24 protein-coding genes are annotated in these 25,828 nt (G+C 70.7%); 11 read left to right on the forward strand and 13 right to left on the reverse strand.

Going from position 1 to position 25,828, the window contains the following annotated elements; genetic code table 11:
- The first annotated feature begins 1 nt into the window (after position 1).
- Both grpE and SACE_RS35085 read left to right on the forward strand, forming a co-directional pair.
- Positions 2 to 481, forward strand: a complete 480-nt coding sequence (gene grpE, locus SACE_RS35080; protein ID WP_372491232.1) for a nucleotide exchange factor GrpE — start codon at positions 2 to 4, stop codon at positions 479 to 481.
- 25 nt (positions 482 to 506) lie between these two features.
- On the forward strand, positions 507 to 2,366 hold the full coding sequence (locus SACE_RS35085) for a dynamin family protein (protein ID WP_009944454.1): 1,860 nt from the start codon (positions 507 to 509) through the stop codon (positions 2,364 to 2,366).
- Positions 2,367 to 2,404: 38 nt separating this feature from the next.
- Here SACE_RS35085 and SACE_RS35090 read toward each other — a convergent pair whose 3' ends face one another.
- Entirely contained in the window at positions 2,405 to 3,256 is an 852-nt protein-coding gene (locus SACE_RS35090; RefSeq protein ID WP_009944453.1) for a S1 family peptidase, read from the reverse strand.
- A gap of 170 nt (positions 3,257 to 3,426) precedes the next feature.
- Here SACE_RS35090 and SACE_RS35095 point away from each other — a divergent pair, with 170 nt between their 5' ends.
- The 6 genes from SACE_RS35095 (at position 3,427) to SACE_RS38535 (ending at position 9,556) form a co-directional block, all read left to right on the forward strand.
- Entirely contained in the window at positions 3,427 to 4,371 is a 945-nt protein-coding gene (locus SACE_RS35095; RefSeq protein WP_009944452.1) for a hypothetical protein, read from the forward strand.
- Positions 4,368 to 4,583: a hypothetical protein gene (locus tag SACE_RS35100; RefSeq protein WP_009944450.1), complete on the forward strand. Its 216-nt coding sequence runs from the start codon at positions 4,368 to 4,370 to the stop codon at positions 4,581 to 4,583. The genes SACE_RS35095 and SACE_RS35100 overlap by 4 nt, the downstream gene beginning before the upstream one ends.
- 110 nt (positions 4,584 to 4,693) lie before the next feature.
- The gene (locus tag SACE_RS35105) at positions 4,694 to 6,079 is read left to right on the forward strand and encodes an FAD-binding oxidoreductase (RefSeq protein WP_009944449.1); all 1,386 of its coding nucleotides are present in this window, start codon (positions 4,694 to 4,696) and stop codon (positions 6,077 to 6,079) included.
- A gap of 81 nt (positions 6,080 to 6,160) precedes the next feature.
- Positions 6,161 to 6,895, forward strand: coding sequence for a DUF6802 family protein (locus SACE_RS35110; RefSeq protein WP_009944447.1), 735 nt, complete (start codon positions 6,161 to 6,163; stop codon positions 6,893 to 6,895).
- A 376-nt stretch (positions 6,896 to 7,271) separates the two neighbouring features.
- Positions 7,272 to 9,089: a phosphoenolpyruvate carboxykinase (GTP) gene (locus SACE_RS35115; protein ID WP_011875298.1), complete on the forward strand. Its 1,818-nt coding sequence runs from the start codon at positions 7,272 to 7,274 to the stop codon at positions 9,087 to 9,089.
- A 293-nt stretch (positions 9,090 to 9,382) separates the two neighbouring features.
- Positions 9,383 to 9,556 (forward strand): hypothetical protein, encoded by a 174-nt coding sequence (locus SACE_RS38535; protein ID WP_009944445.1) that lies wholly within the window; start codon positions 9,383 to 9,385, stop codon positions 9,554 to 9,556.
- Positions 9,557 to 9,626: 70 nt separating this feature from the next.
- On the opposite strand, the gene SACE_RS35120 is transcribed toward SACE_RS38535, so the two are convergent.
- From SACE_RS35120 to SACE_RS35135, 4 genes are all read right to left on the reverse strand, one after another.
- On the reverse strand, positions 9,627 to 11,312 hold the full coding sequence (locus SACE_RS35120; protein ID WP_011875299.1) for an alpha/beta hydrolase: 1,686 nt from the start codon (positions 11,310 to 11,312) through the stop codon (positions 9,627 to 9,629).
- A 177-nt stretch (positions 11,313 to 11,489) separates the two neighbouring features.
- A complete protein-coding gene (locus SACE_RS35125) occupies positions 11,490 to 12,329 on the reverse strand; it encodes a carbohydrate ABC transporter permease (RefSeq protein WP_011875300.1) in 840 nt (279 codons plus the stop codon).
- A gap of 2 nt (positions 12,330 to 12,331) precedes the next feature.
- On the reverse strand, positions 12,332 to 13,210 hold the full coding sequence (locus tag SACE_RS35130) for a carbohydrate ABC transporter permease (protein WP_009944442.1): 879 nt from the start codon (positions 13,208 to 13,210) through the stop codon (positions 12,332 to 12,334).
- Positions 13,210 to 14,532, reverse strand: coding sequence for an extracellular solute-binding protein (locus tag SACE_RS35135; RefSeq protein ID WP_009944441.1), 1,323 nt, complete (start codon positions 14,530 to 14,532; stop codon positions 13,210 to 13,212). Before SACE_RS35135 ends, SACE_RS35130 begins: the two co-directional genes overlap by 1 nt.
- A 206-nt stretch (positions 14,533 to 14,738) precedes the next feature.
- Between SACE_RS35135 and SACE_RS35140 the strand changes: the two genes are divergently transcribed.
- Positions 14,739 to 15,956, forward strand: coding sequence for an ROK family transcriptional regulator (locus tag SACE_RS35140; RefSeq protein WP_009944440.1), 1,218 nt, complete (start codon positions 14,739 to 14,741; stop codon positions 15,954 to 15,956).
- Positions 15,957 to 15,963: 7 nt separating this feature from the next.
- Here the strand turns inward: SACE_RS35140 and SACE_RS35145 are convergent, their stop codons facing one another.
- From SACE_RS35145 to SACE_RS35170, 6 genes are all read right to left on the reverse strand, one after another.
- Positions 15,964 to 16,290 (reverse strand): hypothetical protein, encoded by a 327-nt coding sequence (locus SACE_RS35145; protein WP_143538034.1) that lies wholly within the window; start codon positions 16,288 to 16,290, stop codon positions 15,964 to 15,966.
- A gap of 104 nt (positions 16,291 to 16,394) precedes the next feature.
- Complete coding sequence (locus SACE_RS35150; RefSeq protein WP_021341489.1) at positions 16,395 to 17,270, reverse strand: SGNH/GDSL hydrolase family protein; 876 nt, start codon at positions 17,268 to 17,270, stop codon at positions 16,395 to 16,397.
- Between the two features lie 89 nt (positions 17,271 to 17,359).
- Positions 17,360 to 19,648: a bactofilin family protein gene (locus SACE_RS35155; RefSeq protein WP_231849884.1), complete on the reverse strand. Its 2,289-nt coding sequence runs from the start codon at positions 19,646 to 19,648 to the stop codon at positions 17,360 to 17,362.
- 382 nt (positions 19,649 to 20,030) lie between these two features.
- Complete coding sequence (locus SACE_RS35160; RefSeq protein ID WP_009944436.1) at positions 20,031 to 20,789, reverse strand: amino acid ABC transporter ATP-binding protein; 759 nt, start codon at positions 20,787 to 20,789, stop codon at positions 20,031 to 20,033.
- 11 nt (positions 20,790 to 20,800) lie between these two features.
- A complete protein-coding gene (locus SACE_RS35165; protein ID WP_009944435.1) occupies positions 20,801 to 21,595 on the reverse strand; it encodes an amino acid ABC transporter permease in 795 nt (264 codons plus the stop codon).
- Between the two features lie 108 nt (positions 21,596 to 21,703).
- Complete coding sequence (locus SACE_RS35170; protein WP_173401333.1) at positions 21,704 to 22,501, reverse strand: ABC transporter substrate-binding protein; 798 nt, start codon at positions 22,499 to 22,501, stop codon at positions 21,704 to 21,706.
- 507 nt (positions 22,502 to 23,008) lie between these two features.
- Between SACE_RS35170 and SACE_RS35175 the strand changes: the two genes are divergently transcribed.
- Positions 23,009 to 23,794 (forward strand): endonuclease/exonuclease/phosphatase family protein, encoded by a 786-nt coding sequence (locus SACE_RS35175; RefSeq protein WP_009944433.1) that lies wholly within the window; start codon positions 23,009 to 23,011, stop codon positions 23,792 to 23,794.
- A gap of 252 nt (positions 23,795 to 24,046) precedes the next feature.
- Positions 24,047 to 24,226, forward strand: a complete 180-nt coding sequence (locus tag SACE_RS35180; protein WP_009944432.1) for a PspC domain-containing protein — start codon at positions 24,047 to 24,049, stop codon at positions 24,224 to 24,226.
- Positions 24,227 to 24,250: 24 nt separating this feature from the next.
- On the opposite strand, the gene SACE_RS35185 is transcribed toward SACE_RS35180, so the two are convergent.
- On the reverse strand, positions 24,251 to 24,901 hold the full coding sequence (locus SACE_RS35185; RefSeq protein ID WP_009944431.1) for a hypothetical protein: 651 nt from the start codon (positions 24,899 to 24,901) through the stop codon (positions 24,251 to 24,253).
- Complete coding sequence (locus SACE_RS35190; protein WP_009944430.1) at positions 24,898 to 25,716, reverse strand: ABC transporter ATP-binding protein; 819 nt, start codon at positions 25,714 to 25,716, stop codon at positions 24,898 to 24,900. The genes SACE_RS35185 and SACE_RS35190 overlap by 4 nt, the downstream gene beginning before the upstream one ends.
- Between the last annotated feature and the right edge of the window lie 112 nt (positions 25,717 to 25,828).

Raw genomic sequence — 25,828 nt, forward strand, 5'->3', positions numbered from 1 at the left:
TATGGCCATGCGGGGTTGGTTCCGCCTGTCCGGCAGTTCACCCGTCAGTGGAACCGGAGCGGCGTCCGCGGCGTCGGAGCCGGAAGGGGGGCCGGCCACGGCCCCCGATTCCGACTCCGAGTTGGGGGCAGACATGACCGCGGTGGACACCGACGCCCTCGCCAGCCCGCTCGACCAGGCGCTGGCCGAGCGGGCGACGCTGATCCAGCTCTGCATGTACGCCATGGACCGCGCCCGCAGCAGCGGCGTGGTGGAGCGGCTGTCCGAGGGGCTGGGCGGGATCGGCGTGGTTGCGCTGCGCCCGGACGGCATGCGCTTCGACCCCGCCCACCACGAGGCGGGCGGCACCATGCCCACCGACGACCCGGCGCTGGACGGCATGATCGCCGAGACCGAGGTGCTCGGTTTCGCCGACCGCGACCGCGTGCTGCGCGCCCCGATCGTCACCGTGTACCGCCTGCACGACACCCCGCCGCGGTGATCGGCGTGCGCGAGGGAGGACGACGATGAGTGCGCCGAGCCCGGGACAGGCGGTCGCGACGGCGCTGCCGCAGTTGGTCAAGCAGACCCGCGACAAGCTGTTCGCGCTGCTGCGCGAGGCCGATCCGGGGGCCGCCGAGTGGGTGGACCAGGTGCGCCGGTCCCGCCCGGCCACGCCCGGCGTGGTCGTCGTCGGCGAGACCAACCGGGGCAAGAGCTCGCTGGTCAACGCGTTGCTGGAGAGCCCCGGGATGTCCCCTGTGGACGCCGGGGTGGCGACCGCGACCTACCTGCAGTTCCAGTACGGCGAGCAGTGGGCGGGCCTGGCCTGCTATCCGGGCCAGCAGGAGCCGGTCGCCTTCCCGATCGCCGAGCTGCCCGCCTGGTCCGCGGTCGGCCACGAGCTGCCCGACGGTCAGCTCCCGCCGCGCTACGTGCGGGTCGAGGCGCCGCTGGAGGCGCTGTCGAAGCTGACCGTCGTGGACACCCCCGGCGTCGGCGGGCTCGACTCCGTGCACGGCGAGCTGGCCCTGGAGGCGGCGGCATCGGCTACCGCGCTGCTGTTCGTCGTCGACGCCTCCGCCCCGTTCACCCGCGGTGAGCTGGACTTCCTGCGCACGGTCGGCGACCGGGTCGAGACGGTGGTGTTCGCGCTGGCCAAGACCGACCAGCACCGCGGGTGGCGGCAGGTGCTGGAGGAGGACCGCAGGCTGCTGGCCGAGCATGCGCCGCGGTTCGCCGACGTCCCGATCTACCCGGTGTCGGCCCGCATGCAGGAGATGGCGGCCAAGGCGCCGAGCGAGCAGGCCGGCGCGATGCTGCGCGAGAAGTCCGGCATCACCGAGCTGCGCTCGGCGCTGGAGCAGCTCGTCGCGGGCCGCTCGGCCATGCTCGGCGAGGCCAACACGATGCGCGCGCTGTCGACCGTGCTCGGTGAGCTGACCGCGAAGCTCGAGGCCGAGAAGCGGGCGCTGACCGTCGGGGAGGACGAGGCGGAGTCGCTGCGCGGACGCCGCGACGAGCTGACCACGGCGCGCCGGTCGTCGACCCGCGGCTGGCAGGTCCGGCTGCGCGGCGAGATCCAGCGCACCCGGGTCGAGGCCGGGCACGAGGTGACCCGGCAGGTCCGCGAGGTGCAGAACTGGTTCCGCCGCTCGATCGACGGCGCCGACCGCCAGCAGCTTCCCGAGCTGCCGCAGCAGGTCGACATCGCGTTGCAGATGGTCTCGACGCGGGTGGCGACGATGCTGTCGACGCGGCTGGCCAAGGTCGCGGAGTCCTCGCTGGCGGAGCTGTTCTCCGCCGAGGAGCTGGACGTGATCCGCTCGCAGTTCGCCCGTGGCGCGCAGGCGCCGATCGCGCTGCGCCCGCCGGACAAGCGCCCGCCGACCGCCGAGGACAAGCTGCTGGTGTTCATGGGCATCTCGGGTGGTCTCGGCGTCGGGCGGGCCGCGGCGATGCCGCTGGCCGGGGTCGGCATCGGCGTGCTGAACCCGATCGTGCTGCCGGTGACGATCGTGCTCGGGCTGGGTGCGGGCTGGTGGATGGCGCGAACCCGCAAGCACGCGGCCGACAAGCAGCACATGAAGCAGTGGCTGACCGAGGCGATCGCCGACGCGCGCTCCACTCTGGACCAGCTGGTGTCCGAGCAGCTCATCGAGGCCGAGCAGCAGTTGTCGCTGGCCCTCGACGACGCCCTGACCAGGCGGATCGAGGCCATCGAGGGCGAGCTGCGGGAGGTCGACAAGGCGCTGAAGATGGACGCCGCCGAACGCAGCCGCCGGTTGCAGACCGTCGGCCGCAGGCTCACCGAGGCCACCACCGGCCGGGAGAAGGCGGAGAAGCTGCTCGAGAGCATCCGCAACCTCCGCGACCGCGCGGCCTGACGGAGGTCGGGCGGCCGGACCGCCGAGGGCCCCAGGGGTCAGCGCAGCTGCTCCTGGATCTGCTCGCTGAAGGTGATCAGCTCGGTGAAGGTGCTGTAGTTGGCGTGCAGGCCGTAGGTGCCGCCGGCGGCGACGCCGATCAGCTTGCCGCCCGCGACCAGCGGCCCGCCGCTGTCGCCGCCGTGCGTGGTGACCTCGCCCATTTCGTACCGGGTGCAAACGTACTGCCGGGGGTCGAAGGTCACGGCGTGGTACGGGTCGCTCTCCGAAGCCGCCAGGCAGGGTTCGTCCTCGGTGATCGGCAGTTGTGCCTGCTGGAGGATGCGGGACGTGGTCGGCAGCGGCTCGCCGGGGTCCGGCGGGTAGGTCTTGTCCGGGTCGGTGACGCCCCAGCCGAGGATCCGGGCGGGCGCCCCCGCGCGGTACAGCGCCGCGTCCTCGACGGTGGCGAGCGGCAGCGCGGGGAACGGCATCGGGCGGTCGAGCGTGACGACCGCGACGTCGGGGTGCATCCGCGGCAGCTCACCGGGCGGCGGCGGGGTGTGCTGCCAGCCGGGGTGCTTCCACACCGACACGACCCCGCGCACCTCACCGTCGTCGGTGCGCAGGTCGGTGCGCCCGCCCACGACGTGCATCCGGTCGGCGGGGTGCTCGTCGACGCAGTGCGCGGCGGTCACGACCTTGGTCGGGGTGACCAGCGTGCCCCCGCAGTGCAGCGTGTCGCCCTCCGGAGCGTCCGGCGCGTCGGTGATCCACATCATCCAGGGGTTGTCGTCCGTGCCGGCCGGCGTGCCGCCGACGATCTTCGGCTGGACGTCGGCGGCGGCCGGGGCCGCGGTGAGGACGATGCCGAGCGCGGCGGCGGCCAGGACCCACTTCTTCGTCGTCATGCCGACACCCTCGGTGTTCGGCGGGTACGCACGCGTCGGCCCGCGAACGGATCCGCACCTCGACCTCAGCAGTACTCGCCGGTCCGGGAGAGCCCCTAGCCGGCGAGGACGTTCGCCCCTGGCGCCGAGCGGTGGCCGCCGAGACGGTGTGCGTCTTGGGAGGTGGTCGCGTGGCAGGAGCGGACGACGAGGCAGTCCCGGCAGAAGAACGAGATGACCAGGAGCGCACCGAGCCCGACGCCCGGGAACGCACCGAGCCCGACGCCCGTGAGAACACCGCGTCCGACGGTCCGGACAGCGCTGAACCCGACGTCCTCCTGGACGTCCCCGGGCTGTCGGTCGACGAGATCGACCTCGAGGTGCAAGACCTCGCAGCGCGGGTTTCGCTGCGGGCCGAGGTGCTCGACCTGCTGAAGCTCAACGTCGGCGCCGACGTGACGCTCGGGAAGGTGTCGCTGACCATCACCGGGGTCGAGGCGCAGGCGCTGCTGAAGGTGCGGCTCGACCGGGTGGCCCGGATCATCGAGCGGGTGCTCGCGACGATCGACCGGAACCCGCAGCTGCTCGAACAGCTCGTGCGCGGCGTCGAGCCCGCGTTGCGCGGTGTCGGGGAAGCGGTCGGCGAGGTCGGCCGCGGCGCGGGTGGAGCCGTCGAGGAGCTCGGCGGCGAAGTCGGGCGAGGTGCCCGAGAGGCGGTCGGCGAAGCCGGACGCGGCGCGCGGCGGGCGGTCGAGGACGTCGGACGGGGCGCCGGGGAGACGGTCGAGGATGTCGGGCGCCGTACCGGGCGAGCGGTCGAGGACGTCGGCCGAGGTGCCGGGCGAGCCGCCGACGACGTCGGCGCGGCGGCCGAGGACCTGGGCGGCGAGGTCGGCGAAACGGTCGAGCGCGCGGCGGAGGCCCCCAGGCGCTCGACGCGCCGAACCCCGTCCCGCAGTCGTGCCGACCGAGACCAGCCCCGGCGCGAGAGCGAAGCCGACGCCGAGAGCACCGAGCGCGCGGAGACCGCACGACCGCGCCGTCGCCCGGCCACCCGGGCCGAACCGGAGCGCCGGCGCCCCCGGCGCGAACCTCCCCCGAGTCGCCGGGGCCGCCGCGGGGACCGGCCGTCGTGAGCGGGCCGGACATCAGCTTCACCGCGACGGTGCGGGCGCAGCGCCTTCGGTTCCACGTGAAACCCGACGCCCGGGTCGAGTTCACCGGCGACGCGGCTGGCACGTCGGAGTCGGAGCGCACCGGACTGCCTGAACCGGTGCGCGCCGGGGTCACCTACCGCGACGTGCGGATCCACTACCGGCTCCGCGCCGAGACGCGGGACCCGTCGTGACGCCCACGGGTCTCTCGACCCTGGCGGGTCGCCGCGACATGCCGTGACGTTGGTGCCACCGCGCGGATATCCGGCCGCGCGGGCAGAACTCCCGTGGACGGGAGGCGGCCATGACCGTCACGATCGAGAACCTGCGGGACCGCGTCCGCGGCCCCGTCATCACCGAGACCGACCAGCGCTACGACGAAGCGCGCAGGGTCCACAACGCCATGATCGACCGCAAGCCGTGGGTAGTCGTGCGGTGCGCCAACGCGGGGGACGTCATGGCGGCGGTCGACTTCGCCAGGGCGAACCGGCTCGACGTCGCCGTGCGCGGCGGCGGGCACAGCGTGCCCGGGTTCGGCACTTGCGACGAAGGGGTGGTGATCGACCTGTCGGCGATGCGCGGCGTGCGGGTCGACCCGGTGCGCCGGACGGCTCGTGTCGAGGGCGGGGCTACGTGGGGCGACCTAGACGCCGCGACGCACGCCTTCGGACTGGCCACCACCGGCGGCATCATCTCCACCACCGGCGTCGGCGGTCTCACGCTGGGCGGCGGCATCGGGTACCTGAGCCGCAGGCTGGGGCTCTCGGCCGACAACCTCGTCTCCGCCGACGTCGTCACCGCCGACGGCACGATGCGCCTGGTCGACGAGGACTCCGAGGAGGACCTGTTCTGGGCGATCCGCGGAGGCGGCGGCAACTTCGGGGTGGTGACCTCCTTCGAGTTCCGCCTGAGCCCGGTCGCCGACATCTACGGCGGGCCGATGTTCTTCGACCTGGACCGCGCGGGCGACGTGCTCCGCTTCTTCCGCGAGTTCATCGCCGAGGCTCCCGAGGAGTTCGGCGGGTTCCCGGGGTTCCACCTCGCACCGCCGCTGCCGTTCATCCCGCAGAACCGGCACGGCCTGCCGCACCAGCTGGTGGTGACGTGCTGGACCGGCGACGTCCGGGAAGGCGAACAGGTGATCGGCCGGCTGCGCGAAGTGGCACCCGTGGTCGCCGAGCACGTCGGCGTCATGCCGTACCCGCTGCTCAACAGCGCGTTCGACGCCCTGGTGCCTCCCGGGCTCCAGCACTACTGGAAAGCAAGCTTCGTCCGGGAGCTCACCGACGAGTCGATCGAGGCTCACATCACCTACGGGGCGCGGGTGCCCTCCGTCAACACCGCGGTGCACATCTACCCGATCAACGGCGCGTGCCATCGGGTCGGCCAGGACGGGACCGCCTTCGCCTACCGGGACGCCAACTTCGCGAGCGTCATCGCCGGCATGTGGCCCGATCCTGCCGACAACGAGGCCAACATCGCCTGGGTGCGCGACTTCTACGCCGCGACCGCACCGCACGCCGAGGCCGGCGGCTACATCAACTTCATGGCGGGCGACGACCAGGAGCGCATCAGGGCCAACTACCGGCAGAACTACGAGCGGCTGGCCGCGATCAAGCGCAGCTACGACCCGGACAACCTCTTCCACCTGAACCAGAACATCCGGCCCGGGATGGCGCACGCGGCCTGAGCGCGGCTGTCGCGCGGGAACCCGCTGCCTCTACTCTGCGTCATAGCTGTGGAAGCGGACGCGGAGTTGAGGGGTGCGCACGTGTACATCGAGGAGACGGGCGCGAACGACGGCGACATCAAGATCTCCGTCGAGGGCGAGGAGTACACCGCCGAGGCCAACTTCGACCTCGACGGTGACGGGGTCGACGAGACCGTCGCGGTGATGGCCGACGACGGCTACGTGGGCTACGTCGACGAGAACGCCGACGGCGCCGCCGACGTCATGCAGACCGTCGACGCCAACGGCCAGGTCGTCAGCCAGGCCCGTTTCGACGCCGCGACCGGCGACTGGGTCGCCGAGCAGCCGCAGCAGCACCCGGGCGAGGCCGACCCCAGGCAGCAGGGCGGCCAGGCGATGGTCGTCGACACCCCGGAGGGCGACGTCCAGATCGGCCCGGCCACCGAGGACACCAACCAGGACGGCGTCGCCGACACCGCCGTGGTCAGCACCGCCGACGGCACCAGGCTGGTCACCGACGTCGACGGCGACGGGTCGGCGGACCAGATCATCGACATCAGCAGCACCGGCGACGTGACCACGGCCCACCACACCGGCGACGGGCAGTGGACCGTGGTCGAGCAGGGGCGCATCGACGAGCACGGGCAGTACACGCCGAGCCCGGCCGTCGGCCCGACCGACGACGCGGCCTGGAGCTTCGGCGACCCGGAGCCCCAGCCGGAGCCGAAGCCGGAAGGCGGCGCAGGCCGCGCCGCCGGCAGCTCCCACGGCGGTTCGGGGGCGCCCGCCGCCGACTCGGACACGCTCTGGAGCTGACGCCCGCTCCGACGCGACACCCGCCGCCCGGTGCCCTCCACGCGAGGGCACCGGGCGGTTCGCTTCCTCGCGGCGTCGATCAACCGCCGTTCGGCCGCCTCGTCCCGGCCACCCTCCGTTCGCACGCGTGTCCACTTCGCCGGAAATTCTTGGGCGACTGGGACCTCGGTCACGGACGATCCATTGCGTCGTTGGATTCTGAATCGATTCCCTTATCGTTCTTGTGAGAGAACCGACAATCCTGATCTGCATTGCGGGCGCCCGGCGCGGTTAGCCTCATTGCATCCCTTTGAATCTGCCCGATCTGCGGGTTGGGCGGAGCTTTCCCTAAAGACCCGATTCCGGGCTGCGGCGCCCAGTCAGGAGACAAGACGCGATGACCTCATTGACCATCCCCGGTCTCGACCAGGCACCGACCACGCACGCGCGCCTGCTGTCGTGGGTGCGCGAGGTCGCCGAGCTGACGACCCCTGACCGGGTGGTCTGGTGCGATGGTTCGCAGGACGAGTGGCAGCGGCTGACAGAACAGCTGGTCGAGGCCGGCACCTTCAAACGGCTGGAGAAGAAGCCGAACTCCTTCTACGCCGCTTCCGACCCTAGCGACGTCGCCCGCGTCGAGGAGCGCACGTTCATCTGCTCCCGCGAGGAGAAAGACGCCGGTGTAACCAACTACTGGATGCAGCCGGACGAGATGAAGGCGATCATGACGGAGCTCTACCGGGGCTGCATGCGTGGTCGCACCATGTACGTCATCCCGTTCTGCATGGGCCCGCTCGATGCCGACAAGCCGAAGCTCGGCGTGGAGATCACCGACACCGCCTACGTCGTGGTCTCCATGCACATCATGACCCGCATGGGGTCGAAGGTCCTGGAACGCCTGGGCGAGGACGAGGACTTCGTCGAGGCTCTGCACTCCGTCGGCGCCCCGCTGGAGCCGGGCCAGCAGGACGTGCCGTGGCCGTGCAACGACACCAAGTACATCACCCACTTCCCCGAGGAGCGCAAGATCTGGAGCTTCGGCTCCGGCTACGGCGGCAACGCGCTGCTGGGCAAGAAGTGCTTCTCGCTGCGGATCGCCTCGGCGATGGCCCGCGACGAGGGCTGGCTGGCCGAGCACATGCTGATCCTCAAGCTGATCTCGCCGGAGGACAAGGTCCACTACGTGGCCGCGGCGTTCCCGTCGGCCTGCGGCAAGACCAACCTGGCGATGCTGCAGCCGACCATCCCGGGCTGGCGGGTCGAGAGCCTCGGTGACGACATCGCCTGGATGCGCTTCGGCGAGGACGGCAGGCTCTACGCGGTGAACCCGGAGGCCGGCTTCTTCGGGGTCGCGCCGGGCACCAACTGGAAGACCAACCCGAACGCGATGCGCACCATCGACCAGGGCAACTCGCTGTTCACCAACGTCGCGCTGACCGACGACGGCGACGTCTGGTGGGAGGAGATGGAGGGCGAGCCGCAGCACCTCACCGACTGGAAGGGCCGCGACTGGACCCCGCAGTCGGACGAGAAGGCCGCGCACCCGAACTCCCGCTACTGCACGCCGATGTCGCAGTGCCCGATCCTGGCGCCCGAGTGGGACGACCCCAACGGCGTGCCGATCTCGGCGATCCTGTTCGGCGGCCGCCGCAAGACCACGATCCCGCTGGTCAACGAGGCGTTCGACTGGCAGCACGGCGTGTTCATGGGCGCCACGCTGTCCTCGGAGAAGACCGCCGCCGCGGCGGGCAAGGTCGGCGAGGTCCGCCGCGACCCGATGGCCATGCTGCCGTTCATCGGCTACAACGTCGGCGACTACTTCCAGCACTGGGTGAACGTGGGCAAGGAGGCCGACTCCTCCAAGCTGCCGCGGATCTTCTACGTCAACTGGTTCCGCCGCGACGAGTCCGGCAAGAAGATCGTGTGGCCGGGCTTCGGCGAGAACTCCCGGGTGCTCAAGTGGATCGTCGAGCGCCTGGACGGCAACGCCGCCGCCGAGGACACCCCGATCGGCCGGGTCCCGTCCGCGGACCAGATCGACCTGTCCGGCCTGGACACCCCGCGCGAGGACGTCGAGACGGCGCTGCACGTCGACGTCGAGGAGTGGAAGGCCGAGCTGCCGCTGATCGAGGAGTGGTTCGCCAGCATCGGCGACTCGCTGCCGAGCTCCATGCGCGACGAGTTCGAGGCCCTCAAGCAGCGCCTCGGAGCCTGATCCGCGGATCGCCCGTCCGGGTGGTCTTGGGTCGGAGCAACGGCGCTTCGGCGAGTAGACCACCCGGACGTGCCGGTCCCGCCTCCAGCGTGCGCAATCGTGCGGCGCTTTCCCGGAGAGAGATGAGTCTCTTTCGGGAAAGTGCCGCTTTTTGCATTCGAAGGTGCGGTTTGACTACGCCGAACGGGTAGTCGCGAAAAACCGGAGTCGATCAGCAACCGCTTCCCGGCACACGGCGTCCTATCTGTATCCGCTGTCACAATCAGCGTTCCGAGGGCGTGGAGGGAGGTGTCATGGCTGATCTGGCGATGCTGGCGTTGTCGCTGATCGCGGTCGCCGCGGTGTTCGTGGCGATGCGCGTCGACGACGACGAGACCGGCGAGAAGACCGATGGCGAGATCGACGGCATCCCATTACCCCGCGGTGAGTCCGAGCTAGACCGCGAAGGGAGGACAATGCTGCGATGAAATTTGCGAAAACGAGCGACGCGGGCGGTGAGGGGAGAAATCCCGATCACCGCCCGCGTGCTTTGCGGGGTCAGCCCAGGGTGTCCGCCAGGTCGGCGAGCACGTCGAGCAGTCCGGCCGGCTTCGCCGCGGCCGTGCGCGCCTGCCGCGGCTCGGGGAGACCGACGCCCTGGCACGTCACGTCCCGCGCCGGCACGACGCCGTCGACGAGGTAGGACTCCACCACGTCGTCCACGCAGGCGTTGCCCGCCGCGTAGACCCCGTGGTCTCCCTCGTCCGCGACGGTGACCATGCGCGAGCCGGCGAAGTCGCGGTTCGCGATGCGCGCGCCCTCGACCGCGGTCGCCGGGTCGTTCTCCGACTGCAGCATCAGCACCGGCGGCACGCCTTCGCCGGTGGGCTCGCGAAGCTCCACGTCAGGCCGGTCCCAGTACGCACAGGGCTGGAAGATCGTGTTGTAGCCGTAGGTCGGGAACAGCCGTCCCTGCAGCTCCGAGTTCCACACCAGGTCGCCGGGACGACCGCGGAACCGCGTGTCGTTGCAGCGGATCGAGAACATCGTCGCGGTCTGGCTGTCCAGTACCGGGTCCTGGCCGTCGGCCACCGGCGTCGGCCGCATCGGCAGCGCCATGGCGTTGGCGCGGGCCATCGTGCGGACGGCGTCCTCGCGCTGCGGCACGGTGCCGCCGCGCAACCCGGCCAGCGCGTCGCCGAGCGACGGGAACGCCTGCTTGCTGTACATGGTCCACAGCAGCATCGAGTCGAACGCGTTGTGGTCCAGCGGCGCGCCTTCGGGGTTCGGGAGCGGGTTCCGCTTCAGCTCGGCGCGCAGCTCGTCGACGGTCTTCTGCACCGCGTCGGGCGTCGCGCCGAGACCGTAGACGTCGTCGTGGGCGGCCAGCCACGGGCGCAGGTCCTCGCGCCACCGGCGTTCGAAGGCCAGCGGCTGCCAGCCGAAGACCTCCTGCCAGCTCCCGGTGAACTGCGCGTTGGAGTCGAGCACGAACTTGTCGACGGTCTCCGGGAAGTAGGTGGCGTAGTACGCGCCCAGCCAGGTGCCGCCGGAGACCCCGTACCAGTTGACCTTCTCACGCTGTTCGACGCGCCGCAGCAGGTCCAGGTCGGCGACGGTCTGCTCGGTCGTGACGTACCGGCCCAGCTCACCGCTGTGCTGCCGGCAGTCCGCGGCGAACTCCTCGGTGAGCGCGAGTTGCGCGCGGATGCTCTGCGGGCTGCGGTCGCGGGCGTCGAGCGCGCTGGTGGCCTCCTGCGGGCCGCACGAGACGGTGCTGCTCAGCCCGGTGCCGCGGACGTCGATGCCGTAGATGTCGAAGTTCTCCAGCACCCTGGTGCGGTTCTGGACCAGCATCGCCAGCGGCATCTCCACCCCGGCACCGCCCGGACCGCCGGGGTTGGTGAACAGTGCGCGCCCCGCCGGGCCGCTCGCGGGCGAAAGCCGCGTCACGGCGATGGTGACGTCCTCGCCGCCTGCCGGGTGGTGCCAGTCCCGCGGCGCGGTCAGCTCGCCGCACTCGAGCCGTTCCGAGCCCGGCGGAAGGCCGGGCGGCAGCGGCTGCCCGGGCGGGAAGCAGGGCTGCCACTGGATCCGCTGACCCGCGTACTCCGCCGGTGCCTCCGGAAACGCCCGCGACGGCGCCTGCGGCGGCGCTGCCGGCTCGGCCGGCACCGGCTGGCCGGTGGCCAGCAGGCCGGCCACCGCCGCGGTCACCCCCAGGCCGATCATCAGTCTGCGCATCGATTCCCCTTGTTCGATGGGCGCCGCCTTCGAGTTGGCGGCGTCGTGACCACTCGTGATCACGACGTTCATTCCATCGAGCGAACAGAAATCGAAGTAGAACCAGTAGTCAGCACTTCATGTGACAGATGTCAGCGAATCCTCACCCGGAAGGGAGGTCGTCGCGAGGTCCGGACGCTAGTGCTTGATCGCACCCGCGAGGGCGAAGGCGCCGCCGAGGGAACGCGAAACCACCAGGTAGAGCAGAATCACCGGTGCCGTGTAGAGGATCGAGTACGCCGCGAGCTGTCCGTAGGCGATCAGGCCGCCCTGTCCGAAGAACGTGTAGACGCCGACCGCGGCGGGTTGCTTGGCGGGGTCGAGCAGCAGCACGAACGGCACGAAGAAGTTGCCCCACGACGTGATGAACGTGAAGATCGCGACCACGCTCATGCCCGGCACGACCAGCGGCAGCACCACCGAACGCAGCGCCTGCATGCCGGAGGCGCCGTCCACCCAGGCCGCCTCCTCCAGGCTGATCGGCACGCCGTCCATGAAGTTCTTGGTCATCCAGATCGCGATCGGCAGCGAGCTCGACGCCAGGAACAGGGTCGTGCCGAACATCGAGTCGATCAGCGAGAACTGCACGAACATGCTGTAGACCGGCACCATGACCGCCGTCATGGGCAGCCCGGTCGCGAACAGCACGGTGTAGAGGAACGGCCGCTTGAAGCGGAGCTGGTAGCGCGAGAGCGGGTACGCGCAGAGCACCGCCGCGGCGACCGCCAGCAGCGCGGCACCGCCGCACATCAGCAGCCCGTTCCACAGTGGACGAAGACTGGTCTCCCAGTTGAGCACCTGGGTGAAGTTGTCGAGCGTGAAGCTGCTCGGCACTCCGGCCGACAGCGGCGCGTCGGCGTCGAAGGCCGCCGTGACCAGCCACAGCAGCGGCGCGAGGAAGGCCAGCGCGATCAGGCCGAGCACCACGTGCACCACGGCCGACGCCGAACTCCTGCGCGCGGAGGTGATGGCCACCATGCTCACACCTCGTCCCGGAGGCTCTTGGCGTACACGACCGCGAACAGACCGCCGATGCCCAGCAGCACCAGCGACATCGTCGCGCCATAGCCGATCTCGTCGAACTCGAACGCCGTGTCGTACATCAGCAGCGGCAGCGTCTGCGTGGCGTCGCCGGGACCGCCCGCGGTCAGCACGTAGATCAGGGTGAACATGCCGATGGTCTGCAACGTCACCAGCATCAGGTTGGTGAGCACCGCGCCGCGGATGATCGGCAGCGTGACGTGCCAGAACCGGCGCAGCGGCCCGGCGCCGTCGACCTCGGCGGCCTCGGACAGGTCGCCGGGCACCTGCGACAACGTGGCCTGGTAGACCAGCATCGAGAACGCCGTGCCGCGCCAGACGTTGCCCAGCACGATCGCGGCCATCGGCGCGCTGAACAGCCAGTCCTGCTCGCCGGCTCCGACCGCCGCGAACAGGTTGTTCAGCGTGCCTTCCGGGTTGAGGAACGCGTAGATCGCGAACGCGGCCACCAGCTCCGGCAGCACCCACGCCGACACCACGACGATGCCCACGCTGTTGCGCAGCCACCGGCTGCGGTGCCGGGTGAGCAGCGCGATGAGCATGCCGAGGCAGTTCTGCCCGATCACCGCCGAGCCCAGCGTGAACAGCACGGTCAGCCAGGCCGAGTGCCACAGCGCGGGATCGGCGAACAGCCGCCGGAAGTTGTCCAGGCCGACGAACTGCGGGTCGGTCGCGCCGCTGCCGGTGAGCGCGGCGTCGGTGAAAGCGACGTAGCAGCTCCACAGGATCGGCCCGACCACGAACAGGCCGAGCAGGACCAGCGCCGGTGCCATCGGCGCCAGCCAGCTCCCCACCCGCTGGGGCCGCAGGACCGCCATCAGCCCGCCCGGGTGTTCGCGGCCTCGACGATCCGGCTCACCTTCTGCGCCCACTGGTCGGCGACCTCGGCCGGAGGCCTGCCGTCCACCACCTCGAGCACCGACTGCTGGATCTCCTCGGAGACCTTCGGGTACTCCGGCAGCGCGGGCCGGTAGTGGGTGTTGCCCAGCAACCCGATCCAGAAGCGGCTCACCGGGCTGGCGTCGGCGACCCGCGGATCGGCCGCGGCGTCCTCCCTGGCCGGGAGGTTGCCGCTGGCGACGGAGTACTCGACGACGTTGTCCTTGGACATGGCCAGCTTCACGAACTCGAAGGCGTCGTCCTGCTTCTTGCCCGACGCGCTCAGCGCGAGCGTCCAGCCGCCCGACATCGACACCGACCCCGGCGCCTGGCCGAACTGGGTCGGCATCGCGGTCGCCGACATCGTCTCGCTCCAGTTCTTCCAGCCCGCGGCGTCCCAGTTGCCCGCCGCGAAGCTGCCGTCCAGCCGGATCGCGACCTTGCCCTGCTGCGCGAGGTTGTCGCGGGCGTTCTTGTCGTACTGGGCGTCGGCGATCTGGGCCTTGCTCTGCGTCAGGTTCTCGCCGATGGCGGTGGACAGGAAGCGCATCGCGTCGGCGAAACCGCGGCTGGGCGCGATCCACTTCTTCTGCTGCTCGTCGTAGAGCGTGCCGGTCTCGGTGCCGTAGAGCAGCATCTCCACCGTCTGCATGCTCACCGACTCGCCTTCGGCCTTGCCCAGCGAGAGGTCGAGCCCGATGACGTCCGGGAAGCGCTGCTTGACCTGCCGCGCCGCGGCGAGCACGTCGTCCCAGGTGCGCGGCTTCCAGTCGGCGGGCAGTCCGGCGCGGGCGAAAAGGTCGCGGTTGTACCAGAGGCCGCGGGTGTCGGTGTCGAGCGGAACGCCGTAGGTGCGGCCGTCGGCGGCCCGGCCGGCCCGCTTGGTGGTCTCGATGTACTGGTTCCACTCCGGCCACTGCGCCAACCGCTCGTCGAGCGGGGCCAGGTAACCGGCCTCCACGTCGGAGTTGAGGTTGAAGGAGTCCTCGTAGATGACGTCGGGCGCGGTCGAGGCCGAGCGCATCCGCAGCTGCAGCTTCGACAGGTACTCGCTCTCCGGGGCCACGACCGGGTCGAGCTTCACGGTCTTGCCCGGATGCGCCTGCTCGTACTGCTGCTTGACGCGCTGCATCCACTGGTCGACGTTCTGCGTGTTGCCGTAGCGGTGGTAGGCGACGGTGATGGTGTTGGGGTCACCGGCGGCGGAACCGCCACAGGCGGCGAGGGAGAACCCCAGCACACCGGCGGTCAGCACGGCCATTGCTTTCCTGCGCCGCATCGTGGTCCTCCGAGGAATCTTGCGCCTATGCTGAGACCGGGATCACACGTGTGCAACTTAATTCCATTCGATGAAGCAAGTCAACGATCTTGTCCGCCGAGGTCCGCGGGCTGTTCCGGGAACGGGCCCGGTCTGCCAGGGTGTCCACCTCGTCGTCCGTTCCAGCGCAGCCACTCGGGAGAGCACCGATGCCTCATGAGTTCTGGCAGGGCACCAACCTGCCGCGGGTCGGCGGTTTCAACCGCGCGGTCGTGCTCGACACGATCCGGGCCCACGGCGAGGTGAGCCGCGTCGAACTCGCCGAACGCACCGGGCTGACCGCGCAGACGATGTCCAACATCGTGCGGGCGCTGATGGCGGACGGGCTCGTCGCCGAGAACGGCCACGCGCCTTCCACCGGCGGCAAGCGGCGCGTGTTGCTGCGCGTGGTGCCGGACGCGTACTCGTCGGTCGGGCTGCACCTGGATCCCGAGTCCATCACCGGAGTCCTGCTCGACCTCGCGGGCGGCGTGCGGTTGCGCAGCCGCCGTCGCGTACCGCAGGACGCCTCGCCCGCGACCGTCGCCGCGGCCCTGACCCGGACGTTGAAGCAGCTCGTGCGGCGGTCGGGCATCGACGAGTCGCGCGTGCTCGGGGTCGGGCTCGCCGTCCCGGGACCGCTCGACGCCGACCACCGCAGGGTGCTGGGCCCGCCGAACCTCCCGGGCTGGGACGACGTCGCACTGGCCGACCTCGTGGAGCAGCGGGCGGGCATGCCGGTCGTGATGGACAACGACGCCACCGCGGCGGCGATCGGCGAGCGCTGGGCGGCGGGCAAGGCGCGCCGGGGCTCGTTCGTCTACGTCTACCTCGGCGCGGGCGTCGGCGTCGGGGTCGTGCTCGGCGACCAGGTGCACCGCGGCACCAGCAACAACGCCGGCGAGATCGGGCACGTCAACGGAGGCGGCGCCGGACGGCCGTGCTCCTGCGGAAAGCGCGGCTGCCTGGAGGCCTACTGCTCGATGCGGGCGATCGTCGACGAGTGGCTGTCGGCCACCGGGAGCCCGGAGGGCGATTCGGTTTCGGCGGACTACGAGGAGATCTGCCGCGCGGCGGCCGGTGGTGACGCGACGGCGGTACGGCTCCTGCGGCAGGCCGCGACCAAGCTGGGACAGGCGCTGGCGACGGTGGTGAGCGTGCTCGACGTCGACCACGTCGTGCTCGGCGGACCGGCGCTGCGCCACGTCGAGGAACTGGTCCGATCTCGGGTGGAGAAGACCCTCGCCGCGCACGTGTGGGCGCCCGCGGTGCGGCCGGTGCGCGTGCGCACGGCGCTCATCGGCGAGGACGCGGGAGCGGTCGGCGCCGCGTCGCTGGTGCTCGACCACGCGTACTCACCGCGCCTGGCCACGCTCCTCGGCTCGTAGCCGCGCGTCAGGTCAGCTCGAGCGCGAGCTGACCGGCTGTCTCCGCGTCGGTGGCGGGCGGTGCGCCGGTGGTGCGGCGCAGGCAGAGCTTGCACGTCACAGGATCGCGGGTGGGGTGGATGTCCTCCACCGCCCAGCCCGCGACGCCGACGTGGCAGGCGGGCGCGGGCAGCTCGTGGCCGCCCATCCACCGGGTCCAGGCGACCGCGTGCACCGTGCCGCGGTTGCGCACGACGAGGTTGCGGTCGCGGAACTGCGTGGCGGCGTGGCGCGCGACGGAGCCGAGCACCGCCGACAGCGGATCGGATGACGTCGAGGCGGCAGGTGTGGACATGCCTCCAGCGTGCCCCAGACCACCGACCGGCACGAACACTTCCCGGCATTCCGGCCCGGTGCGGGGAGGACGTCCAAGGCCCGTTCAGGGGCGTCCGAGCCCGGTCAGCTCACGGTCGGTGCCTCCGAGCGCACCGCTTCGGACAGTGCCTGGCCGAAGGCGCGCATGCCGTTGGCGTTCGGGTGCAGCGGCGCGGCGATCGAGGTCGGGATCACGCCCTCGAAGTACTTCTCCGACGGGGCGGCGCAGGTGTCGTGGCCCCTGCTCAGCGGGCCGATGTCGACGAACTTCGCGCCGTGCTCGGCCGCCTCCGCGCGCAGCATCGCGCTGAGCCGGTCCACGCTGTTCTGGATGTAGTCGGCGTCGCGCGCCCAGATCGGCTGGACCGGGTAGCAGCCGCCCGGACGGATGTAGGTGCCGTAGCCGACCACGACGACCTCGGCGTTCGGCGCGCGGTCGCGGATCGCGTCGAGGGCCTCGCCGAACCGCGGTGCGACCGCGTCGATGCGGGCGCCCAGCTCGTCGCGGCCGCCGGAGGTGAAGCCGTCCGCGCAGGACCGGCCGATCGGTTCGGGCAGCAGGTTGATGCAGGAGATGGCCGCCTGCACCAGGTCTGCGTCGTTGCCGCCGATGGTCACCGACACCAGGTCGGTCTGCGGCCCGAGCGCGTCGAACTGCGGCGGCACGAAACCGTGCTGCCTGCCGGTGAGGTCGTTGAGCTCGGCACCGGAGCAGGTGACGTCGGTGAGCCGCGCACCGAGCAGCCCGGCGGCGACACCCGGGTAGTTCGACCCAGACCGCAGGCAGGCCAGGTTCGGGTCCGGGCCCGGGATCAGCGGACCGGCCGCCGCGGAGTCGCCCAGCGCGACGTAGTCCAGCACGTCGGCCGCCTGCGCGCTCGCGGGCGTGAACACGCACGTCAACGAAAAAGCCGCCGCGACACCCGTGCGGGCGAGGCGACGGCCGAGCTGGTCTCCCACGAGGACCTCCTGCGCTGGGCGGAACCTCATAAGGAAGTAGCACAGAAACGGCTTGGCCTAGGCGAAGTTCACTCTTCCGCCGAGTGGTATCAACGCTCTCGGCGCAGTCCCCGGCTTATACCTGCCGCGACCGTGGTCGCCAGGATCCAGCCCGCGGCGATGAGCAGCACCGTGATCCACTGCGAGTGCCCGCGCGCCTGCCACATGCCGTCGTGGCCGAGGTTGATGATCGGCACCAATTGGTCCACTGTGTACAGCAGCGGGTTCCACACCGGGTGGTCGTCCTGGTTGATGGGCACCAGCTCGTGGAAGCTGAACCACGCCGTGCCCACCACGCCGAACAGCAACAGCCACGCCAGCGCGCGCAGCGGGCGGTAGCCGTAGCTGACCGTGATCCGCTGCAGGAGGCTCCACAACCGCACCGTCCAGCGGAACGCCGGCCGGGTCGCCTTCGCGATCGCCTGGTAGCGCCGCAACTGCTTCTCGATCAGCACCGTGACCGCGTGCTCCTCGTTGCCGTTGCCCCGGAACACGTTCGCCAGCTGGTCGTAGGGCCCCGGCTGGTACTTGCCACCGGTGGTGGCCCGCAGCCAGGCCAGGCGCTCCTCCACGCGGTCGTGGTCGGCGATCTCGAACGGCGTCGTGAAGTTCTCGTAGCTGAAGTCCTCCACGTCGACGCCGCCGGTGGCGTCCCACAGCTCGGCGTTGTCGGCCAGCAGTTCGCACTGCGCCTGGCGCAGGGTGACGCGGCCGCGCGGTGGTTCCGACGGGAACAGCGTCAGCTCCTGGGTCACCACGCCGAAGGCGTTGATGGCGGTCGTGGACGTGCCGTCACCCAGCACGCAACCCCAGAAGTTGAGCTGCCTGCCGATCGTCGCCCGCCGCAGCTGCACCGTGCCCTCGGCGCGGAACTTCCTGCTGCCCTCGGCGCAGACCAGGTCGCGCTCGATGCGCGCCGCGCGCAGGTCCAGCGACGCCTTGTAGGCCATCCGGTGCCGGTGCCAGGCGGGTTTGGTCAGGTAGGTCGAGCGTAGGTCGAGGTTCGCGCCGACCTGCGCGCCCTGCAGCTGCATCGAGCCGGTGATGTCGGCGTCGCGGGCGTCCAGGTTGCTGCCCACGACGACCCTGCTGGCCAGCAGCACATCGGTGCGCGGCCCGTCGAGCTTGGCCTTGTTGATCTGCAAGCTGCCGCCGACCCGGACGTCGGTCATCCGGAACTGGCCGCGGAACTCGACCTTGGCGGCCTCCAGGTTGCCGAGGACCTGCGTGCCGTCGATGTGCACCGCGCGCAGCGGTTCCTCCACCGACGCCCTCGGCGAGCGCAGCCAGCCGAGGTCGATCTGCGCGCCCGACATCCGCAGGTCGCCGCCGACCGTCGCGCTGACCATGCGGATCGTGCCGCCGCTGCGGAAACCCTGGTCTAGCTGCACGTCGCCGCGCACCTCGCTGCGGTCGGCGATCAGGGTGCTGGTCGGGTCGTCGTACTTGGACTCCCCGCGCCGGGGCGGGCTGACGCCGGGTTCGAGGATGGCGTCGCGCATCCGCAGGTCGCCTGAGATGTGCGCGCTGGGCAGGAAGATCTTGCCCGCGACGGTGAACGGCCTGCGCGTCAGCGGGTCGACGTCGAGCCGCAGCGAGCCGCCGATCTGGATGCCGGTGCCGTTGAGCGCGTAGCGGCCGCGGTTGCGCAGCGCGCCACCGGAAAGCGTCAGGTTGCCGCCTACCTTGGCGCCGGGGATGCGGATCTCGCCCGCGACCTGCAACCGGATTCCCAGCAGGGCACCGCCGACCGAGAGGCGGTCGCCGTAGACCGCACGCGCGCCGGGGTTGCGCAGCTCGCTGTCGTTGAGCACCAGCGAACCGCCGAGGTCGGCGTCGGCGATGTCGACGATCCCGCCGATGCTGTTGCAGTTGCGCAGAACCGTGTCGTTGGTGACGCTCAGGTTCCGCGCGTTGATGCCGGGGAACCGGCAGTGCCACAACACGAGCCCGGCCAGCCGCGTCTGCCGCAGGTCCGGGGCGTGCTCGAAGCGGCAGTGCACGAACTCCAGCAGGTAAGGCAGTTCCGCGGCGCGCAGGTCGACCTGACCGGTGATGACCGCGTTCTCGATCGGGATCACCAGCTGCTGGGCGCTGCGCTTGCTGAAGGGGCGCCAACCGCCCTCCTCCAGCGAGTCGATCAGCCTGCGGCTCAGGTACTCGCCGCGGATCTCCCGCTCCCGGGCGAAGTTCGTCGCGTGCACGTCGAGCGTGCGGACGGACTCGTCGCTGCGCCGGACCTCCGACCTGCCCTGCCTGAGCAGCTCGTCGAAGCGCTGCTCGGCCGCGGTCAGCGGCCCGTTGTTGTCCCACGGCCTGCCCGGCACTCGATGCTCCATCGCTGTCGAACCGACGACTTGCACGAACGGTAGTCGATCAACCACCACTACCAATATGACGCGTGGCGAGGCCGATCAGTTGCGGTCGGCGATTACTGCACCGAGATGGCCGAAGATCGCGCTATGCCGTGGAACCGTTCGGAGGAAGGGCCGCCGACCAGTCGATTCGCCGCCGCGCGGGCACTCACGCCCACTCTGGACGCGCGCGTCGCGATCGCGGAAAGCGCATTGCCCGTCCCCGGAACAACGGAACATCGAGTTGAATTTGATTGAAATCCCCACGACCGCCGATCGCCGTTTCCGCGTCGGGCCGTGCGGCGGTGTGGTTCCACGTGAAACGGCAACGGCCGTGCCGGGTGGAGATCCCGGCACGGCCGTGCGCTCACTCGGCTCTCGTGTGGGTGGGATCGAGGACGCGGGCGAGGAAGGTGCGCGTCCGCTCCTGCTTCGGGGCGCCGATGACCTCCGCGGGCGGTCCCTGCTCGACGATCACGCCGCCGTCCATGAACAGCACCCGGTCGGCGACCTCGCGCGCGAACTGCATCTCGTGCGTGACGACCAGCATGGTCATCCCGTCGTTGGCGAGCTGGCGCATCACCCCGAGCACGTCGCCGACGAGCTCGGGGTCCAGCGCCGAGGTCGGCTCGTCGAAGAGCATCACGTGCGGGTTCATCGCCAGCGCCCTGGCGATGGCCACGCGCTGCTGCTGACCGCCGGAGAGCTGGGCCGGCATCGCCCGCTCCTTCTCCGACAGCCCGACCCGGGCCAGGTTCTCGCGGGCGATCCGCTCGGCCTCGGTCCTGCCGCGGCGGAGCACCTTGCGCTGCGCCACGGTCAGGTTCTCCACGACCGTCAGGTGCGAGAACAGGTTGAACTGCTGGAAGACCATGCCGATGTGCCTGCGCGCGGCGTCGAGGTCGGCGTCGGGGTCGGTGAGCTCGGCACCGTCCACGACGACCTTGCCCTCGGTCGGCTCCTCCAGCAGGTTCACGCAGCGCAGCAGGGTGGACTTGCCGGAACCGGAAGGCCCGATCACGCAGACCACCTCTCCGCGGCCGACCCGCAGGTCGACACCGCGCAGCACCTCCAGCGAGCCGAACGCCTTGCGCAGCCCGGAGGTCTCGATCATCACGTCGCTCATGCTCGGGCTCCTCACTGGGTGGTCGCGGAAACGCCGCCGCCGTACTTGCGCTCGAGCACGTTGGACACCCGGGACAGCGGAATGGTGATGATCAGATAGCACAGCCCGGCGACAAGCAGCGGCGTCAGCGAGGCGTACTCGTTGAGCGCGTTGCGGCCGAACTTGGCCAGCTCGTACTCGTTGCTGGCCAGACCGAGCAGGTAGACCAGCGAGGAGTCCTTGGTCAGCAGGATCAGCTCGTTGGTCAGCGGCGGCAGGATGATCCGGAACGCCTGCGGCATGACGACGGTCAGCATGGTCCGCGTCGGCGACATCCCCAGCGAACGCGCCGCCTCGACCTGACCGCGCGGCACCGCCTGCACGCCGGCGCGGATCGTCTCGGCCATGTAGGCGGCACCGACCAGGCCCAGCGCCAGCATCACGGTCGAGTAGATGTCGAAGCGCATCTGGAAGGCGATCGGCACGCCGAAGCCCAGCGCGATGAACACCAGCAGCGCGGGCAGCCCGCGGAACAGCTCGATGTAGGCGGTGGCGATCCAGCGGTACGGCCCCACCGGCGAAAGCTTCATCAGCGCCAGCACGATGCCCAGCGCGAGACCGAAGCCGAAGCCGAGCACGGTGTAGACGACGGTGTTGACCAGCGCCGTGGTGATCACGGCGGGGAACTGCGCGACCGCGACCTCGACGTTGAAGAACGCGCGGACGATCGAGCCCCAGTCGGCCAGCACGGCCGCGAGGACGACCGCCACGACCAGCACCGCGTACTGGATCCCGCGGTTGAGCCGCGCCCGCTGCCTGCGGCCCATGCCCGCCCTGGCCGGCCGCTCGAGTTGGGTTGTCATCGAATCTCCTGTCAGTGGTCGGGGCCGGCGGCTCCCGCCCGCCGGCCCCGGGGTCTCAGCAGCCGCTGGAGGTCACTCCGGCTTCTTGCCGAACCACTTCTGGTAGATCGCGTCGTACTCGCCGTTCTCCTTCATCTTCTTCAGCGACTGGTTCACCGCGTTGCGCAGCGCCTCGTTGCCGGTGGCGACCCCGATCCCGTACTGGTCGCCGGTGGTGAACTCGGTGGTGATCTCCACCTCTGGGTTGTTCTTGATGAAGTCGCCCAGCACGCTGTTGTCGTTGATGGCCGCGTCGATCTGACCGGTCTGCACGGCGGTCACCGACAGCGGCAGGTCCTCGAACTGCACGACCTCGTAGCCGTGGGCGGCCTTGTTCTCGTTGGCGTAGGTCTCACCGGTGGTCGAGAGCTGCACGCCGAGCTTCTTGCCGCGCAGGGCCTCGAGGCTGTTGAGGCCGGTGCCCTTCTTGGTCAGCAGCGCCTGCGTCGCCTCGAAGTACGGGTCGGAGAAGTCGAAGTTCTGCTCCCGGACGTCGGTGATGCTCATGGCCGCCGCGGCGACGTCGCAGCGGCGGGTGTTGAGGTCCTCACCGGACTGGATGCCCTCGAACGGGGTGTCCACGATCTTCTGCTGCACGCCGAGATCCCGGGCGATCAGGTCGACCAGGTCGACGTCGAAGCCGACGATCTTGCCCTGGTCGTGGAACTGGAACGGCTTGTAGTCCATGTGCGTGCAGGTGGTCAGGTGACCGCTCTCGATCAGCTGCACCCCGCCCGCCGCGGTACCGCCGCCGCCGGTGGTCGGCTGGGCGCAGCCCGCCAGCCCGAACACCAGTGCCAGGGCGGGCAGCACGGCTGCCGCTCGTTTCATCGTCCGACGCGCCACGGTGTCACTCCTAGTAGGTGAGAACGCGAGTTCCGGAATACTGCCACTCGAATGGGCGCAATCCCAGACTCGCGTATTGCGAACCCGTCAAGTTTTCGCGGCCGCCCGGCCCGTCCGGGATGCCCGAAGTGGAAACTCTGTGGGCGAACCACCGCTACGACACTGTTCTTGCGCGTTTCCGCCCCCGTTCCGGCCGGTTGTTGTGCCTCTCGCGATGGAGAACTTCAGTTTCGTGTGACGCATGCCACCGGTCAACAGCAGTTTCGAACGCGTTACGGAAGCGGTGTGCGGGGCTGGTGGGACGGTCGTGGCAGCCGGAATAGGCCGTCACGGTAGGTGATCATCAAGGTCGTTCGAGTGCGCACCGACGGGGCTGCGCACCGAGCTAGACCAGATGGCGGTCGAGCCGCACATCACGAGTTGACAACACTCCTCGTGGACCGTCCGAGGACCGGGCGGTGCCGAAAGCGCACAACCACGGAGGAGGTAAGGATGATGCGTGCCGTCACAGCGGGACGGCGGCGGTCGGTGGCGGTCCTGGTGGCCGCGCTGGCCGCGATCGCGACCGCCTTCGCGACCCCGGCCCAGGCCGAGGCGCCGAAGGCGGCTTCGTTCGACGTGCTCCAGCTCAACCTCTGCAACGGTGGGTTCGCACACTGCTACTCGGCGGGCAGGTCCGTCGACTCCGCGATCGCCGCGATCCGGCAGCGGCGTCCGGACGTGGTGACGCTCAACGAGGTCTGCGCCCCCGACATCACGCGCCTCACGCACGAGACCGGCTACGCCGGGGAGTTCACCCCGATCGGCAGCAAGGTCACCGGTGCGCCCCAGCCCTGCTCGGAGGGCCGCGGCGACTACGGCGTGGCGGTGCTGGCCCACCCCGACCAAGGGTCGCTCGTGGACGGTCTGGTCGAGAAGCAGTTCGCCGCGCAGGACGGCGGAAAGGAGGCGCGGGTGCTGCTGTGCGCGCCGTTCTCGCAGTTCGCCGCATGCACGGGCCAGCTCTCCATGGACGGCAACGTCGCCGCCCAGCAGTGCGTGGAGCTCGCGCAGGCCGCCGCCGGACTCGGTGCCGCGACGCTGCTGGGCGGGGACCTGAACCTCGCCGAGGGCGGCAACCCCGACGTGCGCGCCTGCGTCCCGCAAGGCTGGTACAGCAAGGGCGACGGCACCATGCAGCACGTGTTCGCCACCGGCGCGTTCGGCTTCGAGCGCACCGAGAACCTGCCCATCGAGGGCTCCGACCACCCCGGTTTCCTCGTCGAGCTCGCCCGCTGAAGGTTCGGCGCCTCCGCCCCCGGCGGGGGCGCCGGACGTCGCGGGAACCGCCCCGGGCTCGCACAGCGACCCCATGCGCCCGGCCGCCGACCTGCTGCGCGGCTTCGTGCCCTCCCGGTTCGCCTGAGCCGCGTCCCCTCGCCGGCGGACGCACCTAGGGGTTGGCGGAGGCTGAAATCCGGGTACCACCATGAGGTGCGGTCGGCTCCCGGAGCCGACGATGGAAGCACCAACGGCGAAAGGCATCCGGAAATGAAGCTCACCCGCCCCCAGCACGGCAAGCGGATCGCCGGCGTGTGCGCCGGCCTCGCGGACCGCTTCGGCATGTCGCGGGGCCTGGTCCGATTCCTGTTCATCCTGTCGTGCCTGCTGCCCGGCCCGCAGGTGCTGATCTACATCGTCCTCTGGATCCTGATCCCCAAGAGCCGCTGAACCCCGAGAGCCGATGACCGCCCACTAGCCGACTCGCCTGGCCGCGGCTTTCGCGGTCAGCAGGACGCTCGCCGCGAGCACCGCGCTCGCGGCGAGCCCCGTCCAACCCAGCAGGGCCGGGCCGGGCAGCTCGGAGTTCATCGCGTGCAGCAGCGGGAAGACCAGCGGTACCCACCTGGCCAGCAGGACGGTGGCGAACAGGACCGCCGAGAGGACCAGACTGCGGCCGAGCCCGTTCACCAGTAGCCGCGAGCACGGCAGCGCCAGCCCGATCCCCACCGCCGCGCACGCCAGGTGCGCGAGCGCCCCGGTCAGCAGCTCCGGACCGGTCGGCCGCGGGTCGTGCGCCAGCGCCGACCACACCACCGGCACAGCCCCGAGAGCCGCCGAGCACATCAGCACCGCCACCGACGCCGACGCCGTCAGCCGGCACGGCGACCCGGCGTGGGCCTGGGTGACCATGCGTTGCACCGGGTCCTCGACGTCGACGAGCGCGATCGTCAGCCAGCCCGCGACGACCAGCAGCGAGCCCGCCGTCACCGCGAACACCGGCAGCACCGCGCCGCGGTTGTCCTGGTGGAGCGTGCCGACCACGCCGACGTGGAGCAGCACGGGCGCGAGGTAGCGCTGGGAGTGGCCCAGCACTGCGAGCTGGTACCTGACCAGTGCGATCAACGCGCCTGCTCCACCGAGAGCACCGACGAGCCCGCGCGGATCGCGGTCATCAGCACCGCCTCGCGCTCGGACACCCGCACGGTCAGCGTCACCTCCTGGTCGTCGCCGTGGTGCTCGACCACACCGGCCCGCGCCTTCCAGTCGACCGGGCGACCTCCCGAGAGCAGCACCCGGGCCGTCGGTTCGGCCCCCGCCACGGCGACCAGCCTGCCGCCGACGAGCCGGTGCGTGCTGGTGGCAGGCGACCGCGCGAACGCCGACCGGTGGTCGGTGAAAACCACGGCGGTCCCCTCGGCCCGCACCTCGCCGATCACCTCCGTCAGCACCTCGCGGGCCGCGAGGTCCAGGCCCGACCAGGGCTCGTCGAGCACGAGCAGGTCGGGCCGCTCCAGCAGCGCCTGGGCCAGCCCGACCTTCTGCGCGTTGCCCTTCGACAGCTCGCGCAGCGGCGTCGCCGGGCCGCCCGCGAGGTCGAAGCGCACCAGCCAGTGCTCGGCGCGCGCCCTGGCATCGGCGGTGCGCAGCCCGCGCACGCGTCCCATGTGGCACAGGTACGCGCGGGCGCTCATGCGCTGGCGCGCGGGGAACCGGTCTGGCACGTAGGAAGTGGTGGGGTGCCCGGTGATCCGGCCCGACGACGGCCGCGACAGCCCGGCCAGGATGCGCAGCAGCGTCGACTTGCCGGAACCGTTCGCGCCGAGGATTCCCGTCACCTGCCCGGGTTCGAGAACGAGGTCGACGCCGCGGAGGACCTGGAAGCCGGAGCCGTAGCGCTTCGTGACCCCGTGCAGCCGAAGCAGCGAAGTGGACTCCACGCCGCCAAACATAGTCCGCGAACCGTCGCCGCGGCCGGATTCCGGCCAGGACGGCTGTCCGGTCGGGTTCGGCCTTTCGGGCGGGCTCGGCCTTTCGGGCAGGTTCGGATGT

It is taken from the genome of Saccharopolyspora erythraea NRRL 2338 (genome assembly GCF_000062885.1).
In the GTDB taxonomy this organism is placed as follows: domain Bacteria; phylum Actinomycetota; class Actinomycetes; order Mycobacteriales; family Pseudonocardiaceae; genus Saccharopolyspora_D; species Saccharopolyspora_D erythraea.

Coding starts and splice junctions, on each gene's coding strand:
- SACE_RS35165 (WP_009944435.1), bottom strand. CDS start 21,595: ATGGGCCGCAGGCAGCGGGCGCGGCTCAACCGCGGGATCCAGTACGCG.
- SACE_RS35130 (WP_009944442.1), bottom strand. CDS start 13,210: ATGGCGGTCCTGCGGCCCCAGCGGGTGGGGAGCTGGCTGGCGCCGATG.
- grpE (WP_372491232.1), top strand. CDS start 2: ATGGCCATGCGGGGTTGGTTCCGCCTGTCCGGCAGTTCACCCGTCAGT.
- SACE_RS35105 (WP_009944449.1), top strand. CDS start 4,694: ATGACCGTCACGATCGAGAACCTGCGGGACCGCGTCCGCGGCCCCGTC.
- SACE_RS35175 (WP_009944433.1), top strand. CDS start 23,009: ATGATGCGTGCCGTCACAGCGGGACGGCGGCGGTCGGTGGCGGTCCTG.
- SACE_RS35145 (WP_143538034.1), bottom strand. CDS start 16,290: ATGTCCACACCTGCCGCCTCGACGTCATCCGATCCGCTGTCGGCGGTG.
- SACE_RS35090 (WP_009944453.1), bottom strand. CDS start 3,256: ATGACGACGAAGAAGTGGGTCCTGGCCGCCGCCGCGCTCGGCATCGTC.
- SACE_RS35170 (WP_173401333.1), bottom strand. CDS start 22,501: ATGAAACGAGCGGCAGCCGTGCTGCCCGCCCTGGCACTGGTGTTCGGG.
- SACE_RS35115 (WP_011875298.1), top strand. CDS start 7,272: ATGACCTCATTGACCATCCCCGGTCTCGACCAGGCACCGACCACGCAC.
- SACE_RS35120 (WP_011875299.1), bottom strand. CDS start 11,312: ATGCGCAGACTGATGATCGGCCTGGGGGTGACCGCGGCGGTGGCCGGC.
- SACE_RS35155 (WP_231849884.1), bottom strand. CDS start 19,648: ATGGAGCATCGAGTGCCGGGCAGGCCGTGGGACAACAACGGGCCGCTG.
- SACE_RS35085 (WP_009944454.1), top strand. CDS start 507: ATGAGTGCGCCGAGCCCGGGACAGGCGGTCGCGACGGCGCTGCCGCAG.
- SACE_RS35125 (WP_011875300.1), bottom strand. CDS start 12,329: ATGGTGGCCATCACCTCCGCGCGCAGGAGTTCGGCGTCGGCCGTGGTG.
- SACE_RS35135 (WP_009944441.1), bottom strand. CDS start 14,532: ATGGCCGTGCTGACCGCCGGTGTGCTGGGGTTCTCCCTCGCCGCCTGT.
- SACE_RS35180 (WP_009944432.1), top strand. CDS start 24,047: ATGAAGCTCACCCGCCCCCAGCACGGCAAGCGGATCGCCGGCGTGTGC.
- SACE_RS35140 (WP_009944440.1), top strand. CDS start 14,739: ATGCCTCATGAGTTCTGGCAGGGCACCAACCTGCCGCGGGTCGGCGGT.
- SACE_RS38535 (WP_009944445.1), top strand. CDS start 9,383: ATGGCTGATCTGGCGATGCTGGCGTTGTCGCTGATCGCGGTCGCCGCG.
- SACE_RS35160 (WP_009944436.1), bottom strand. CDS start 20,789: ATGAGCGACGTGATGATCGAGACCTCCGGGCTGCGCAAGGCGTTCGGC.